Annotated in this window: 14 protein-coding genes; 10 read left to right on the top strand and 4 right to left on the bottom strand. The window is 70.6% G+C overall.

Going from position 1 to position 15,207, the window contains the following annotated elements; all coding sequences use genetic code 11:
• On the bottom strand, positions 1–1,641 hold the full coding sequence (locus VFX14_19440; GenBank protein ID HEU5191868.1) for a thiamine pyrophosphate-requiring protein: 1,641 nt from the start codon (positions 1,639–1,641) through the stop codon (positions 1–3).
• Between the two features lie 128 nt (positions 1,642–1,769).
• On the opposite strand from VFX14_19440, the gene VFX14_19435 reads away from it, so the two are divergent.
• The 8 genes from VFX14_19435 to VFX14_19400 all read left to right on the top strand — a co-directional run bounded on the left by VFX14_19435 (position 1,770) and on the right by VFX14_19400 (position 9,178).
• A complete protein-coding gene (locus tag VFX14_19435) occupies positions 1,770–2,429 on the top strand; it encodes a cyclic nucleotide-binding domain-containing protein (GenBank protein HEU5191867.1) in 660 nt (219 codons plus the stop codon).
• A 129-nt stretch (positions 2,430–2,558) separates the two neighbouring features.
• Entirely contained in the window at positions 2,559–3,017 is a 459-nt protein-coding gene (locus VFX14_19430; protein HEU5191866.1) for a RidA family protein, read from the top strand.
• 2 nt (positions 3,018–3,019) lie between these two features.
• A complete protein-coding gene (locus VFX14_19425; GenBank protein ID HEU5191865.1) occupies positions 3,020–4,219 on the top strand; it encodes an FAD-binding oxidoreductase in 1,200 nt (399 codons plus the stop codon).
• Entirely contained in the window at positions 4,216–4,470 is a 255-nt protein-coding gene (locus VFX14_19420) for a hypothetical protein (protein HEU5191864.1), read from the top strand. The genes VFX14_19425 and VFX14_19420 overlap by 4 nt, the downstream gene beginning before the upstream one ends.
• Before the next feature lie 13 nt (positions 4,471–4,483).
• Positions 4,484–5,608: an FAD-dependent oxidoreductase gene (locus VFX14_19415; GenBank protein ID HEU5191863.1), complete on the top strand. Its 1,125-nt coding sequence runs from the start codon at positions 4,484–4,486 to the stop codon at positions 5,606–5,608.
• A 2-nt stretch (positions 5,609–5,610) separates the two neighbouring features.
• On the top strand, positions 5,611–6,666 hold the full coding sequence (locus tag VFX14_19410; GenBank protein ID HEU5191862.1) for a zinc-binding dehydrogenase: 1,056 nt from the start codon (positions 5,611–5,613) through the stop codon (positions 6,664–6,666).
• A 10-nt stretch (positions 6,667–6,676) separates the two neighbouring features.
• Positions 6,677–8,218, top strand: a complete 1,542-nt coding sequence (locus tag VFX14_19405; GenBank protein HEU5191861.1) for an adenylate/guanylate cyclase domain-containing protein — start codon at positions 6,677–6,679, stop codon at positions 8,216–8,218.
• Between the two features lie 225 nt (positions 8,219–8,443).
• The gene (locus VFX14_19400; protein HEU5191860.1) at positions 8,444–9,178 is read left to right on the top strand and encodes a hypothetical protein; all 735 of its coding nucleotides are present in this window, start codon (positions 8,444–8,446) and stop codon (positions 9,176–9,178) included.
• 94 nt (positions 9,179–9,272) lie between these two features.
• On the opposite strand, the gene VFX14_19395 is transcribed toward VFX14_19400, so the two are convergent.
• From VFX14_19395 to VFX14_19385, 3 genes are read right to left on the bottom strand one after another with little or no spacing between them, the layout of a single operon-like run.
• Positions 9,273–10,412, bottom strand: coding sequence for a cobalamin-independent methionine synthase II family protein (locus VFX14_19395; protein HEU5191859.1), 1,140 nt, complete (start codon positions 10,410–10,412; stop codon positions 9,273–9,275).
• A 10-nt stretch (positions 10,413–10,422) separates the two neighbouring features.
• Positions 10,423–11,568, bottom strand: coding sequence for a thiolase (locus VFX14_19390; GenBank protein ID HEU5191858.1), 1,146 nt, complete (start codon positions 11,566–11,568; stop codon positions 10,423–10,425).
• Positions 11,568–12,008 (bottom strand): Zn-ribbon domain-containing OB-fold protein, encoded by a 441-nt coding sequence (locus VFX14_19385; protein ID HEU5191857.1) that lies wholly within the window; start codon positions 12,006–12,008, stop codon positions 11,568–11,570. The genes VFX14_19390 and VFX14_19385 overlap by 1 nt, the downstream gene beginning before the upstream one ends.
• Positions 12,009–12,111: 103 nt before the next feature.
• On the opposite strand from VFX14_19385, the gene VFX14_19380 reads away from it, so the two are divergent.
• Positions 12,112–13,254, top strand: a complete 1,143-nt coding sequence (locus VFX14_19380) for a hypothetical protein (GenBank protein ID HEU5191856.1) — start codon at positions 12,112–12,114, stop codon at positions 13,252–13,254.
• On the top strand, positions 13,251–15,206 hold the full coding sequence (locus VFX14_19375; GenBank protein HEU5191855.1) for an alpha/beta hydrolase domain-containing protein: 1,956 nt from the start codon (positions 13,251–13,253) through the stop codon (positions 15,204–15,206). The genes VFX14_19380 and VFX14_19375 overlap by 4 nt, the downstream gene beginning before the upstream one ends.
• The last annotated feature ends 1 nt before the right edge of the window (position 15,207 follow it).

Genomic DNA, 15,207 nt, shown 5'->3' with positions numbered 1-15,207 from the left:
TCAGGGGTACATCGAGAAGTCGACGGCCTTCTCGGTGATGAACTCGAGCAGCGCGGGCGTCCCTTCCTTGGTCTTGGCGATGGCCCGCTTGACGGCGGGCACGATCTCCGCGGGCTCGGTGACCCGCTCGCCGTGGCCGCCGAAGGCCTTCGCCATGTCCGCGTAGTGGCCGCTGATGTCCGTGGACCGGAACTTGTCGGTGGACACCGGCATCACCTTGAGCTCGATGGCCATGGAGAAGTTGTTGAGCAGCACGGACAGGATCGGGATGCGCTCACGCACCGCCGTCTCGAAGTCCATGCCGGTGAAGCCGATGGCCGCGTCGCCCCAGAGATTGATGCAGAGCTTGTCGGGGGCGGCGAGCTTGGCGCCCATGGCGAGGCCGAGGCCGTAGCCGAGCTGGGTGGTCTTGCCCCAGCCGATGTAGGAGAGCGGCGACTGGGCCTCCCAGAACGGCGAGATCTGATCCCGCGGGCTGCCCGCGTCGTGCGTGATGATGGTGTTGGGCAGATCCACCGTGTGCATGAGGTCCCAGATCACGCGATAGGGGCTGAGGGGCTTGGTGTTCTGGGTGAGGCGCGGCATCCACTGGTTGAGCCACTCCGCCTTCACGGTCTTGATGCCGCGGGTGACCGCGTCGAGGCGGCCGCGCGCGGCGCCCTTGAGCCGGTCCTTCACCTCGGCGATCAGCGCGTCCAGCACGAGCCCGGCGTCGCCGATGATCGGATGGTCGACGGGCACGTCCTTGTTGAGATCGGCGGCGTCGAGGGTGGAGTGGATGTACACCTTGCCCTTGGTCGGGAAGCTGATGCCGTAGTTGGTCGTCGAGAAGCTGCAGCCCACGCCGAAGATGACGTCGGACTCCTGCAGGAACTGGTACACCGCCTTCGGCAGCGACCGGCCGCCCGAGCCCAGCGACAGCGGGTGATTCTCGGGGAGCGCGCTCTTGCCCTCGAGGCTGGTCGTGACCGGGCACTCCAGCAGCTCGGCGAGCTGACGGAGCTGCGGCCAGGCCTTGGCGTAGTGCACGCCCTGGCCCGCGTAGATGACGGGCCGCTCGGCAGCCACCAGCACCCGCGCCGCCTCCGCCACGTCCTTGGCGTCGGGCGCCACCCGCGTCCGCGGCGTGGGCTTGTAGTCGAAGTTGTCGGGCACGTCCTCGGCCATCACGTCCACCGGCACCTCGACGAGGACGGGGCGCGGGCGGCCGTTCTTCACCTGGGTGAAGGCGCGGCGCATCGCGTCCGGCACGTCCGCGGCCCGCATCACGTACTCCGCCCACTTCGTCACGTGGCGGTAGTTCTGCGTGGAGTTGAAGTTCGGCGGGATGCCCGCGATCTTCCGCGGATAGCCGCCCGGGATCACCACGATGGGCACCGAGTCGCCGAAGGCCTGGGCCACGCCGCCGAACGAGTTCTCCGTCCCCGGGCCGTGCTGCATGCAGAAGACGCCGATCTTCCGCCCGGAGGTGATGCGGCTCACCGCGTCCGCCATGTGCAGTCCCGTGCGCTCCTGGCGCACGATGATGGGCCGGATGCCGGCGACGGCGGCGGCTTCGAGGATGTGATTGACGGGATAGCCGATGATGAACTCGACTCCCTCCCGCTTGAGGATCTCGGCGATGGCGGCGGTGGCCTTCATGAAGCCTCCTTGTCAGGAATAGCCGAAAGAGTACACCAATTCGTCGCAGCGGGGGAGCCGAGGGGAGCCGCGTATGCCCCGCCGCATGGCGCGGCGCTATGCTGGAGCCATCACCGAGGAGGTTGAGGATGCAGATTCAGCCCATCGACTATCTCGTGCATCTCTCGAACGTCCTGCTGCTCGTCGCGTATTCGGTGCGAGACATCCTGTGGCTGAGGTGGTTTGCCGTCGCGGCCGCCCTCACCAACATCCCCTATTTCCTGCTTCAAGGGACCGTGCTGTGGCCACCGGTTCTCTGGGCACTGGTATTCACCGCCATCAATCTGTATCAGATCTCGCGTATCTATCTCGAGCGCCGTCCCGTCGTCCTTTCCACGGACGAGCAGCGGCTCTACGAGCTTGGATTCCAGTCGCTGCGTCCTCGCGAGTTCGTCGCGCTGACCCTGGTGGGCGAGTGGAAGAGCGCCGCCGCTGGCGACAAGGTCCTGATCGAGGGTGAGCCGGCCTCGAGTCTCTGCATCGCGATCTCCGGGAGTGCGGAAGTTCGCAAGCAAGGTCGGCCCCTGGGACTACTCGAGCCGGGGCACATCATCGGCACGGCTCTCGCCCTGAGAGGTGTCCCGTCGCCCGTCGACGCAACGTTCATCGAGCCCACACGTTACATGAGTTGGCCGCTCCCGAGCTTGCTCGCGTTCATTGACAAGAGACCGGACCTCCGCGTTGCACTCCAGAGCCTGGCGAGCCACGACCTCACCCGGAAGATCGAGCGGTTGCTCGCCGAGAGGTAGTGGCGATCCGATGCCGGCGCCCGACACGGGGCCACGCTTTCGACCTTGACCTATCGACTGGCCCTCCTTAGGGTGCTGGTGCGAAGGGGCCGGGCCAAGCCGGCCGATCAAGACCCCGGGGAGGACAGGATGGCCAAACGTGCGAAGCGGCGGCAGACGGTGAAGCGAGCGGCGGCGCGTCCGAAACCACCGGCCAAACCCCATCGGCAGGAGATCCGTGTGCCCGGCATGTCCGAGCCCATCAGCCACTTCACCCACGTCGTGCGCGCGGGCAACATCGTGTTCGTGTCGGGCTGTGTGGGGTCCGACGCCCAGGGCCGCACCGTGGGGGGTGACGATGCCACCGCCCAGGCGCGGCAGGCGCTCGAGAACATCAAGCGCTGCCTCACTGCCGCCGGCGCCACCTTCGCCGACGTCTGCAAGGTCACGGTGTTCCTCAAGAACATGGCCGATCGCGAGAAGGTGAACGTCGCGCGCAAGGAGTACTTCGGGCCGCACCGGCCGGCGAGCACCCTGGTGGAGATCTCGAAGTTCGTGCGCGACGACATCCTGGTCGAGATCGAGGCCACCGCGGTCGTGGCGCGATGAGCATGGAGACCGCGGACGTCGTCGTCATCGGCGGCGGCGTCAACGGCGCCAGCATCACCTACGCGCTGGCCGCGCGCGGCGTGAAGCGCGTGGTCCTGCTCGAGCAGGGGCCGCTCGCCCACGGCGCGTCCGGCCGCTCGAGCGCCCTCGTCCGCATGCACTACACGAACGAGTGGGACGCGCGCCTCGCGTGGGCGAGCTTTCCGGTGTTCCGCCACTGGAGCGAGCTGATGGGCGGGCCGCCGGTGTTCACCCATACCGGCTTCGTGAACGTGGTGGCGCCGGAGTTCACCGAGGCGCTCAGAAAGAATATCGAGATGCTCCGCGGCATCGGCATCAACACCACCGCGCTCACCCCGGCCGAGCTGCGCGACCTCCAGCCCTTCGCCCGCGTGGACGACCTCGGCGCCGCCGCCTACGAGCCCGAGTCGGGTTACGCGAGCCCGGTGGACGTGGTGGAGGGCTTCGGGCGGCGCGCGCGCGAGCTCGGGGCGACCGTGCGCCTCTGGACGCCGGCCACCGCGGTGGTGCGCCGCGAGAGTCGCGTCATCGGCGTCGAGACGGCGGCGGGGACGATTCACGCGGGCGCGGTGGTGGTGGCGGCGGGCGCGTGGGCGCCGCGGCTGTGCCGCGCGATGGGGCTGGCGCTGCCCGCCCGGCCCAAGGCCATCGACACGGTGGCGGTGACGCGCCCACCCGAGCTGGCGCGCGGCCATATGGTCTTCATCGATAACGCGCAGGGGAGCTACTTCCGCCAGGAGGCGGGCGGGCTCACGCTCGTCGGCGTGCCGTGCCAGGAATGGGACATCGATCCCGACACGCTCGGCACCGGTCTGCCGCCCCACGCCGCGGGCGTGGGCGCGAGCATCCTGACCCATCGCATCCCCGCCATGGAGGCGGCCACGCTGGCCCGCGGCTACCGCGCCTTCGACTGCTACAGCACCGATCGCCACGCCATCCTGGGGCCGGTGGACGGCGTGGACGGCCTCTATCTCGCGACGGCGTTCAGCGGCTCGGGTTTCAAGATCGCCCCCGCGGTGGGGCAGTGCATGGCCGAGCTGATCACGGAGGGCCGCGCCAAGACCGTGGATCTCACCGCCTTCGGCCTGCGCCGCTTCGCCGAGGGCCGCTCGCCCCAGGGCCCGTATCCCTACGCGCAGCGACTGGACCACGCCGAGCCCGGCGCGGAGTCGCGACGGTGACCGACTCCGAGCGCCTCGAGCGCATCGCGCGGCTGCTCGAGGAGATCCGCGATGGCCCGCGCGAGACCCTGGCCCTCCAGCGCGAGCACGCGCAGAAGACGCAGGCCTTGCAGGCGCGGGCGGAAGCCCTCCAGGACCGCAGCGCGCGGCTGATCGGACGCGCGCAGAAGTTCGTGCCGTTCGCGATGCTCATCGTGGTCATGCTCATCATCTACGTCTCGTGGCTGCTCTTTCGATTCGCCCGCTGGTGAGGAGGCGTCGCTGATGGCCGCGCTGCCCCGCTCCGCCGACATCGTCATCATCGGCGCCGGCGCCATCGGCACCGCCATCGCCTATCACCTCGCGCGCAAGGGAGCCCGCGACGTCCTGATCCTCGAGCGCGACATGGTGGGTGCGGGGTCCACCAGCAAGGCTGCCGGCGGCATTCGCGTCGAGTTCCCCCTGAAGGTCGAGGTGGAGTTCTCGTTGCGCGGGATCGAGTTCTTCAAGCGGTTCCGCGACGAGATGGGCGCGGAGTGCGATTTTCGCCAGGAGGGCTATCTGTTCCTCCTCACCACCGAGGCCGACGTGGAGCGCTTCCGCAAGAACATGGCCGTCCAGCACGCGCTCGGCGCGGACTCGCGCCTGATCGGCCCCCAGGAGGCGCGCGAGCTGGTGCCGTCGATGCGGGTGGACGACGTGCTCGCGGCGGTGTGGGGCCCGCGCGACGGGTACGCCTCGCCCAACGACGTGGTGCAAGCCTACGCCGCCCGGGCCCGCGCGCGCGGCGTGACCATCGCCGAAGAGACCGCGGTCACCGGGATCGAGGTAGAGCACGGGCGCGTGACGGCCGTGCAGACGAGCGCGGGGCGCGTGGCCACGCGCCTGTGCATCAACGCCGCCGGCCCCTGGGCGGCCCCGATCGGCGAGATGGCGGGGCTCCGCATTCCCGTCGACCCCCGGCGTCGCCACATCTTCGTCACCGACGCGTTCACCGAGGTCAAGCATCCCATCCCGCTCCTCACGGACCGCAGCACCGGCTTCTACTGCCGGAGCGAGCAGCAGGCGGTGCTGCTGAGCGCAGGCGACATTGGCCCTCGCACGGAGTTCACGGCCACCGTGGACTGGAGCATGCTCGAGGAAGCCGTGCGCAAGGCGGTGAATCGCATCCCCGTGCTCGAGTCGGCGCAGGTGCGCCACGCCTGGGCCGGGCTGCGCCCGCTCACGCCCGACGAGCACGCCATCATCGACTGGGCGCCCGGAGTCGAGGGGCTGTTCCTCGCGGTGGGTTTCTGCGGCCACGGCTTCCAGCACTCGTACGCGACCGGGCAGGTGACGGCGGAGTGGCTGCTCGATGGCAAGCCGTCGCTCGACCTGAGCGATCTGTCCATGTCACGCTTCGGAGGGTAACCATGCGCGGCATCGTTTTTCTCGGCGATCGTGAGCTGGAGCTTCGCGACTTCCCCGATCCCAAGCCGGGCCCCGGAGAGGTCGTCCTCGAGATGAAGGCCTCCGGCATGTGCGGGAGTGATCTGCATCCCTATCGCGCGCCCCGCAAGGGCACCGGCGCCGCCGCCTCGCTGGGGCTGGGCGGCACCGGCGGACCGGTGATCGGCGGGCACGAGCCCTGCGGCGTGGTGGCGGAGCGCGGCCCGGGCGTGACGGAGGCGGAGGCGCCCATCGGCCAGCGCGTCATGCAGCATCACTACAAGGGCTGCGGGCTCTGCAAGCACTGCCGCACCGGGTGGTCGCAGCTCTGCCCGCACGGCATCGTGGTGTACGGTATGACCGGCCACGGCGGCCACGCGCCGTACATGAAGGTGCCCGCCTTCACGCTCGTCCCGCTGCCGGACGAGATCTCGTTCGAGGAGGGGGCGGCGATCTCCTGCGGCACCGGCACCGCCTACGGGGCGCTGCGGCGGCTCAACACCTCGGGGCGCGACACGCTGGCCGTGTTCGGCCAGGGACCGGTGGGGCTCAGCGCCACCATGCTGGGCGCCGCCATGGGCGCGCGGGTGATCGCGGCCGACGTCGCTCCCGAGCGCCTCAAGCTCGCGCGGGACTTCGGCGCCGAAGCCGTCATCAACTCGAAGGAGACGGATCCCGTGGCGGCGCTCAAGCAGCTCACCCACGGCGAGGGCGTGGATCAGGCGATGGACTGCTCCGGGCATCCCGACGCGCGGGCGGCCGCGGTGCGGAGCACGCGGACCTGGGGCCAGGTCTGCTTCGTGGGCGAGGGTGGGCAGGTGACGCTCGACGTGAGCCCGGACATGCTGCGTCGCCAGATCACCATCATCGCGTCCTGGACGTTCAACACGGTGGGCCAGGCCGAGTGCGCCCGCTTCATCGCCGACCGGAAGGTCCCGCTCAAGCGACTGCTCACGCATCGCTACAAGCTCGACGAGGCCGCCGCGGCGTACAAGCTCTTCGACACGCAGACCACCGGCAAGGGCGTGTTCGTGTTCTGAGAAGGCCGCGGTGAGCAGTCCCCGCGAGGCGGTCCGGCGCACGCTGGTCGGATCGACCGTCCCCCAGAACCTGCTCGGGGCCGTGGTCACCTGGGTGTACTTCCGCTACATCGACCCGGTGACCGCGGTGCGCGGCGTCGATCCCGTCTACATCGCGTTCTCCATCGTAGCCTTCACGGTCCTGATCGCGGTGGGGTATCAGCTCGGCCGTCGCTGGACTCGACGGCTCACCACGGTGGCGATGGGACACGAGGCCCCGTCGCCCGTCATCCAGCGGCAGGCGCTGCTCGTCCCCTACATGCTGGCCGCGATCACGTTCATGGGGTGGACCGCCGCCGGCCTCGTCTGGGGCGTGCTCTGGCCGGCGCTGACCGGGACGCTCAACTGGGCCGTCGCGTTCCGGAACATGTTCGGCGTCACGGTCGTGGCGGGATCCGTGGCCGCAATCACCTCGTTCCTCATCGCCGAGGGCCGGTGGCGGCGCGTCCTGCCGCTCTTCTTCGGTGAGGGCGATCCCTCCCGCGTGCCGGGCGCGCCGCGCCTGCCCGTCCGGGCGCGGCTCCTGCTCGTCTTCGTGATGGTGAGCGTGCTGCCGCTGGCCGTGCTCGGGCTCGTCGCTTACACACGGGCGGTAGCGCTGGTGGGGGCGCCGCCGCTGACCGCCGGCGAGCTCGTGCGCGACCTGCTCGTGCTGATCGTCTTCCTCCTCGCCGTCGGCGTGGCCGCCGCGGTGGTCCTGGCGGTGCTGGTGTCGCGCAGCGTGGCGGAGCCGCTCGGCGCGCTGGCTGCCGCGATGGCCCAGGTGGAGCAGGGACATCTCGACACGCGCTGTCCGGTGGTGGGCCGAGACGAGATCGGCGAAGTGACCGAGGGGTTCAACCGTATGGTCCAGGGCCTGCGCGAGCGCGAGCGCGTGACCGAGATGTTCGGCAAGTACGTCTCGCGCGAGATCCGCGACGAGATCCTCGCCGGGCGTGTCTCCCTGGAGGGCACGCAGGCCGAGGTCACCATCCTCTTCTCCGACCTACGGGACTTCACGCCCTGGGTGGAGGCCACGGACCCCCGCGAGGTCGTGCGCGACCTCAACGCCTACTTCAGCGAGATGGAGGGAGCCATCCGTGACAGCGGCGGGCTCGTGCTCCAGTACATCGGCGACGAGATCGAGGCCGTGTTCGGTGCGCCGGTCGCGGATCGCCACCACGCCGACCAGGCGGTGCGCGCGGCCCGCGAGATGAGCCGGCGCCTGGCCGCCTGGAACGCCGCGCGCGCGCGGGTGGGAAAAGTGCCGCTTCGCCACGGCATCGGCATCCACACCGGTGCCGTGCTGGCGGGGAGCATCGGCAGCCTGGATCGCCTCGCCTACGCGCTGGTGGGTGATGCTGTGAATCTCGCCTCCCGCATCCAGAGCCTCACCAAGGAGCTGGGCAGCAACGTCCTGGTCAGCGGCGCCACCCGCGACCGCCTCGCCGACCCCTCGGCGCTCGAGCGCGTGACGGCCGCCCGCGTGAAGGGCCGCAGCGCCGAGGTCGAGGTGTACCGGCTGGCTACGTGAGAATGCCGGTGAGGCGCAGCTGCCAGATCGCGATTAGCATCGCGAACAGTCCGTCAGCCCCCTGACGCTTCGGTGGCCCCTGCCGGCCCTGCCACCCGCCGGACATCTTCCATGTGCCCGCGGGCCCGAGGGAAATCGGCGTCCCGGCGCGGACCGGGTCCCTGGCACCGGGGTTGCTCCCCTCCCTCCAGCACGCGGGCCACGATTCCCGCGAGGGGAGGATATATGGACATCGCCATCGATCGCCGCCCGGCTCACGTGGGCGGCCTCAAGCGTCTAACCACCGCCGCTGCCATCGCGCTGGCGCTGGTCGCGGCCGCGCCCGCGGGCGCCGCGACCCGCGACGACGCGATCGGCAAGCTGGATCAGTACAACTCCGAGAAGGCGCGCACGCTCGCGAACACCCACTACGCGCAGCTCGTGTCCCTCTACGACGGCATCTATCACTGCCTGCCGTGGGTGGACATCCACAAGCAGGGAATCGGCTTCCGCAAGCCCAAGTGGGCGCAGCAGGACGACCGCTATCTCGCGACGTGGATCATCATCGACCAGAAGGACGACGGTCACTTCGGCACGTTCCCGCGCGAGCGCCGCGCCTCCTTGATGTTCTCGCGCTACGGCGTGGACCTGCTCCGCCGCATGGTCGCGCTCCAGGGCGTGGCTGGTGACCCCGGCGTGCAGGGCTACGGCGTGGTGCTGTCGTGGACCAAGCCGGGGACGGACAAGCCCGGCATGCAGCCCGTGAACGAGTCGCTGGTGTTCTGGGTGGACAAGGCGGTGGCCCAGGGCTATCTGGCCCGCCGCGTGTCCGCGTCCGACCTCACGAGCCGCGCCCGTTACACGATGTTCGACGGGATCGAGGAGCAGGGCCGGCTGCCGCTCGAGGTGTGGGAGGACAACTTCACCAAGACGTTCCAGATCAAGGACTATCAGCTCGCCAAGGGCGTGACCTGCAACTGATCGCCTCGCGCTGACCTCTACCCAACCCCCTCATCCCGACCTCTTCTCTCGGCGGAGAGGATCGGGGTGAGGGGAAGGGTGGCGGCGCTCGCCGCTACCAGAGCTCCTTCGACGCGACCCGCGCCCCCTCGGCGAGGCTCGCGAGCTTGGCCCAGACGATGTCGGGATCGACGGCCGCCTGGCCCACCCAGGTGCCGAAGCCGCAGTCGGTGCCCGCGATGACGTTCTCCCGTCCCACCAGCCTCGCGTAGCGGGTGATCCGCTCCGCTACCAGCAGCGGGTGCTCGATGAAGTTCGTGGTGGAGTCGATGACGCCGGGGATGATGGTCTTGCCCGCGGGCACCTTGACGCTCTCGAACACGCGCCACTCGTGCCCGTGACGGGGATTGGCGCCCTCGAACGACACCGCGGTCGCGCGGGCGGCGAAGACGAGATCGATGATGTCGCCCAGCGGCACGTCGAAGTGGTGCGGGCCCTCGTAGTTGCCCCAGCATACGTGCATGCGGATCTGCTCCGGCGGCACGTTCGCCAGGGCGTGGTCGAGCGCCTCGATGTGCAGGCGCGCCTTCTTCCTGAACTCCGCGACGCTGAGGTCGGCGTACTGGATGTGCCGCCCCATGCCGAGGTCGGGACAGTCGATCTGGAGCACGAAGCCTGCGCGCGCCACCGTCTCGTACTCGTGCTTCATGGCATCCGCGATGGCGGCGAGATAGGCCTCGTGGGTCGGGTAGTGGTCGTTCCTGAAGAAGAGCGAGATGACGCCGGGGGAAGCGGCGGTGAGAAAGCGCTCGCGCCCGCCCGCCGCGCCGGCCGCCTGGAGATTCGCCACGTCGGTGGCCGCCGCGGCGGCGTCGCGCACCGCGATGGGCCCGGTGCACGCGGGTGTCTTCCGCCGCGCGCGGCCGGGGTCGCCGAAGACCCGGCGGGCCATGCCCGGGAAGTCCACCAGGTCCCGGTAGGTGAGGGGATGGCTCTCGCCGCCGAAGCCGGAGAGCCGGTCCTTCACGTACGTCGCATAGCTCGGCTTGCTGTACTCGCCGTCGTCGATCACGTCGAGGCCGGCGGCGACCTGGCGGCCCACCACGTCGGCCACCGCGGCCTTGATCCGCGCGGCGAGGGCGGCCGTGTCCACCGGCACGCCCTCTTCCTTGGCGAACATCACCTTGATGAGCTCGTCCGGCCGGGGCAGGCTCCCGGTATGCGTCGTGAGGATGCGCTCCGTGCTCCGTCGCATGACCGGCCGCCTACCTCTGATTGGCCAGCACGAGGGTGCCTGCCGCGGAGAGCATGCCGCCCATGCCATTCACGAGCGACAGCGCGCAGCCGGGGACCTGGCGCGTCCCGCACTCGCCGCGGAGCTGCCGGGTGGACTCGATGATGGGGAAGATCCCGTACATGCCGGAGTGGGTGTAGGAGAGGCCCCCGCCGTTGGTATTGATGGGGAGCGACCCTCCCGGCGTGGAGCGCCCTTCCTCGAACAGGTGCACGCCCTCGCCCCGCTTGGCGAAGCCGAGAGACTCCAGCATGATGGGCGGCCCGGAGGTGAAGGCGTCGTAGAGCATGATGTGGTTGAAGTCCTTCCGGTCCACCCCCGCCATGGTGAGGGCCTTCTCGCCCGACATCCGCGTGGCCTCGCTGAAGGTGAGGTCGCGCATCTGGGTCACCATCACGTGCTCGGTGGCTTCACCGGCGCCGCGCACGTAGACGGGCTTCTTCGCGCAGTCCTTGGCGCGGTCGGCATGGGTGAGCACCACCGCCCCGCCCGCGTCGGTGACGAGGCAGATGTTGAGCAGGTTGAACGGGTAGCAGACGGGGCGCGAATTCAGCACGTCGGCCACCGTGATGGGCTCGCGGTTGCGCGCCTTGGGGTTCAGGGCCGCCCACTTCCGCGTGGACACCGCCACCTGCGCCCACTGCTCCAGCGTGGTGCCGAACTCGTGCATGTGGCGCGTGGTGATCATGCCGAAGTAGGTGGGGGCTCCCGCGAAGCCGTAGGGGATCTCGAACTGGCCCGAGAGGCTGGTGTCGCGGCTGCGCGTGACGCCCACGCCGGAGCGCCCCGACTCGCCGTGCGAGACCACCGCCACGTCGCAGAGCCGGTGGTGGAGCGCGGCCACCGCGTGGCCCACCATCATGATGAAGGAGCAGCCGCCCACGGTGGTGCCGTCCACGTAGCGGGGCGTGATGCCGAGGGCCTCGCCGAGCAGGGAGGGCGAGTGCTGGCCGGCGGTGAAGATGCCGTCCACGTCCTTGACCTTGAGGCCGGCGTCCCGCAGCGCATTGGTGATGGCTTCGAGGTGCAGCGCCAGCTGGCTCTTGTTGGGCAGGATACCGATCTCGTCGCTCTCGTCGACGCCGACGATGCACGCGGTGTTGGACAGCTCCTTCATCACCGGCCTCCCGCCGCGCCCGCCGGCTTGAACAGCGGCAGCGTGAACTCGTCGTTCAGCTTCTCGTAGACGACTTCCACCGGCATGTCGCAGCGGATCTGCTTCGGATCGGGCGCGATGCCCACGAGATTGGACATGAGGCGCGGCCCCTCGTCGAGCTCCACCATCGCGAGCACGTAGGGCGGCTTTACCTTGAAGGCCTTGTTGAGCGGCTGGTGCGAGATCTCGAAGGAGAAGAGCCGCCCGCGTCCGCTCGACTGGATCCAGCCGATGCGGCGCGACGCGCAGCGCGGGCACAGGATGCGCGGGTAGAAGAAGCAGTGGTCGCAGTCCTGACACTTGGGGAGCATGAGCTTGCCCTCGCGCAGACCGTCCCAGTAGGGCTTGGCCTCCGGCGTGATCGGCTGGGGCAGGGGACGCTCGAGATCGGCGGGACTCATGGAGAGACGGGCTCCTTTCGGATGAGCTGGAGACCCGCCGAGAGTAGACGGAGAGTCCCCGGCCCGTCAAGGCGGCCACTGTGTTACCGTCATCCGGTCTCCGATGACCAGGCGGCTCGCCCTCGCGCTGCTCCTCACGCTCCACGCCGCGCCCGCCGGCGCTCAGGAAGCCGGCGGGACGCTCGTGCTCACGGGCAATCATCCGCAGGACGTCTACGCCGCGGGCGGCCAGATCGATTTTCCCGGCGAGGCGGAAGCCGACGTGTCCGCCGTCGCGCGGGTCATGACAGTGACCGGACTGATCCGCGGCGATCTCCTCGTGCTGGCGCATCGGGTCCTGATCACCGGCCGCGTCCTCGACGACGTGCGGGCGGCGGCGCGCGTGGTGGGGCTCGAGGGCGAGGTGGGCGACGGGCTACTCGCCGTCGGCGAGGTGGTGCGACTGTCCTCGGCCTCGCGCGTGGGCGGCGTCGCCTGGATCGCCGCGCGGCGCGTGGAGCTCGCCGGGCACATGAGGGGCGAGGTGCACGTGGCCGCCGCGCGCGTGCGGATCGCGGGGACGCTGGACGGCGACGTCGTGCTGGGCGCACGCGACATCGAGATGCTGCCCGGCGCGCGCATCGCCGGGAACCTCACCTACTGGAGCAGTCAGGAGGCGCGCATCGCGCCGGGCGCGCAGGTGGGCGGCCGGGTGGTGCGGCGCCAGCCGGACTTCCTCGACCGCGCGGGGCGCCTGCTCACCGTCCTCGGCGTGATCACGCGCGTGGTCTTCGTGGTCAATCTCTTCGTGGCCGGCGCCATCCTCTTCTTCCTGTTCCCGCGCCTGACCATCTCGGCGGCGGCGACGGTCGGGCACCGGCCGTGGGCCAGCCTCGGCATGGGACTCGCCATCCTCGCCGGCACCCCGCTGATCGCGCTCTCGCTCATGCTCACCGTCATCGGCATCCCGCTCGCCCTGACCCTGGTGTGGCTCTACATCGCCGCCTTGCTGCTGGGCTTTCTTATCGCCGCGTTCTACCTGGCCGAGGTGCTGCTCCGCGCGCGCCGGCGCACCACGCGCCCGCCGCGCGGCGCGCGCATCGCGGCGCTCGCCGTCGTCCTCGTCGTGCTCGCCGCCGTGCGCTTCGTTCCCATCGCCGGCCCGCTCGTCCTCGCCCTGCTGCTGATCGTGGGCGTGGGCGCGTGGACGCTACGCCTCAGCCGGGGGTATGCCGGCATCCCCGGGGAAGAGGGAGTGTGGCCATGACCGTCTCCGCCCTCGAGATCATCACACGTTCACCAGTGCTGGATGGCCATCCGTTCGGTGACGCGGGGCCGTACGAAAAGGTCGCGGGCATCCTCCGCTTCGAGACCGACCCCGCGCTGCCCATCAACCGCGCGATCACGGATCTCGAGCTGGCCCCCCGCAATGCGGCAGGCCGCGTCGAATCCTGGGCCGACTTCTACCTGCTCCAGCCCGCGGATCCGGCGCGCGGCCGGCGCCGCCTGCTTCTCGACGTGCCGAACCGCGGGCGCAAGGTCGCGCTGGGCATGTTCAACAGCACGCCGCGCGCGGCGGACCCGACCACGCCCGAGGACTTCGGCAACGGCTTCCTCATGCGCTGGGGCTACACCGTCGCGTGGATCGGCTGGCAGCTCGACGTGCCGCGACGCGACGGGCTGATGGCGCTCGGCGTGCCGGCGGCGCGCGGCGCCACCGGCCCCATCAACGGGCGCGTGCGCGGCCAGTGGCGGCCCAACGCGCGCGTGGACACCCTCCCGCTGGCGGACCGCTACCACATCCCGTATCCCGCCGCCGATCTCGACGACGCCGAGGCCGAGCTGACGGTGCGCGAGCACGCGGGAGCGCCCCGCGTGCCCGTGGCCCGTCGCGACTGGCGCTTCGCGCCCGACCCCTCGCATCTGCACCTGCCGGGCGGATTCGAGCCCGGCCGCATTTACGAGCTGATCTATCGCGCGCAGGACCCGGGCGTGGTGGGGCTCGGGCTCCTCGCCGTCCGCGACACCGCGGCCTGGCTGCGCTGGGGCACGGCGGGCTCGGGCAATCCCGCCGCCGGGCGGGTCGACCGCGCCTACGCGTTCGGCGTCTCGCAGACCGGGCGCTTCCTCCGCCATCTCCTCTATCTCGGGCTCAACGAGGACGAGGCGGGGCGCGAGGTGTTCGACGCGTTCATTCCGCACGTGGCCGGCGCGCGCCGCGGCGAGTTCAACATGCGCTTCGGGCAGCCCTCGCTGAACGCGACGACCAGTGTCGGGAGTCTGTTTCCCTTCAACGACGCCGAGCAGCGGGATCCCGTCTCCGGCCAGCGCGATGGGTTGCTCGCGCGCCTGGACGCCCGCGGCCGCCGGCCCAAGGTCTTCACGATCAATACCTCGGCGGAGTACTGGCGCGGCGACGCGTCGCTGGTGCACGCCGACGTCGAGGGGACCGTGGACGTGGAGCCGCCCGCGCACGTACGCGTGTACCTCTTCGCGGGCACCCAGCACACGCCGGGCGCGCTGCCGCCGCCGGCCGCCGATCCCAACACCGGCGACCGCGGCCGGGCGCCGTTCAACACCGTGGACTACGCGCCGCTGCTGCGCGCCGCCCTCGTCAATCTCGACCGCTGGGTGAGCGACGGCATGGCGCCGCCGCCGTCCGCGGTGCCGCGCCTCGCCGACGGCAGCGCGGTGACCGCCGAGTCGACCGCGCCGGTATTCGCGGCGATTCCGGGCGTGCGCTTCCCGGACCGGATCAGCCGGCCCATCCGCCTCGACTTCGGCTCGGACTGGGCCCGCGGCATCGCGTCGGTGCTCCCGCCCAAGGCCGGCGCCCCCTACGTCACCCATGTCTCCGCGGTGGACGGCGATGGCAACGAGCGCGCGGGCATCCGGCCCCCCGAGCTGCTTGCGCCGCTCGCCACCTTCACGGGCTGGAATCTCCGGCATCCGGCACAGGGTGCCCCGGGCGACCTCATGAGCATGATGGGCTCGACCGTCCCGTTCCCGACGACGGCGGCGGAGCGCGAGCGCACGGGTGACCCGCGCCCGTCGCTGGCCGAGCGCTACGGCTCGCGCGCCGCCTACCTCGACCGCGTCGCGGCGGCGGCGGGTGAAGCCGTCGCCCGGCGGCATCTGCTCGCGGAGGACATCCCCGCCGTGGTGGCGCGCGCGGGCGCCCTCTGGGATCTGATCCACGCCGGGCTGGGAGGGGCCTGAC

Source organism: Candidatus Methylomirabilota bacterium, from assembly GCA_035764725.1.
In the GTDB taxonomy this organism is placed as follows: domain Bacteria; phylum Methylomirabilota; class Methylomirabilia; order Rokubacteriales; family CSP1-6; genus DASRWT01.
The sequence above is the reverse complement of the archived record's forward strand: the minus strand, read 5'-3'. Positions and strand labels throughout refer to the sequence as shown.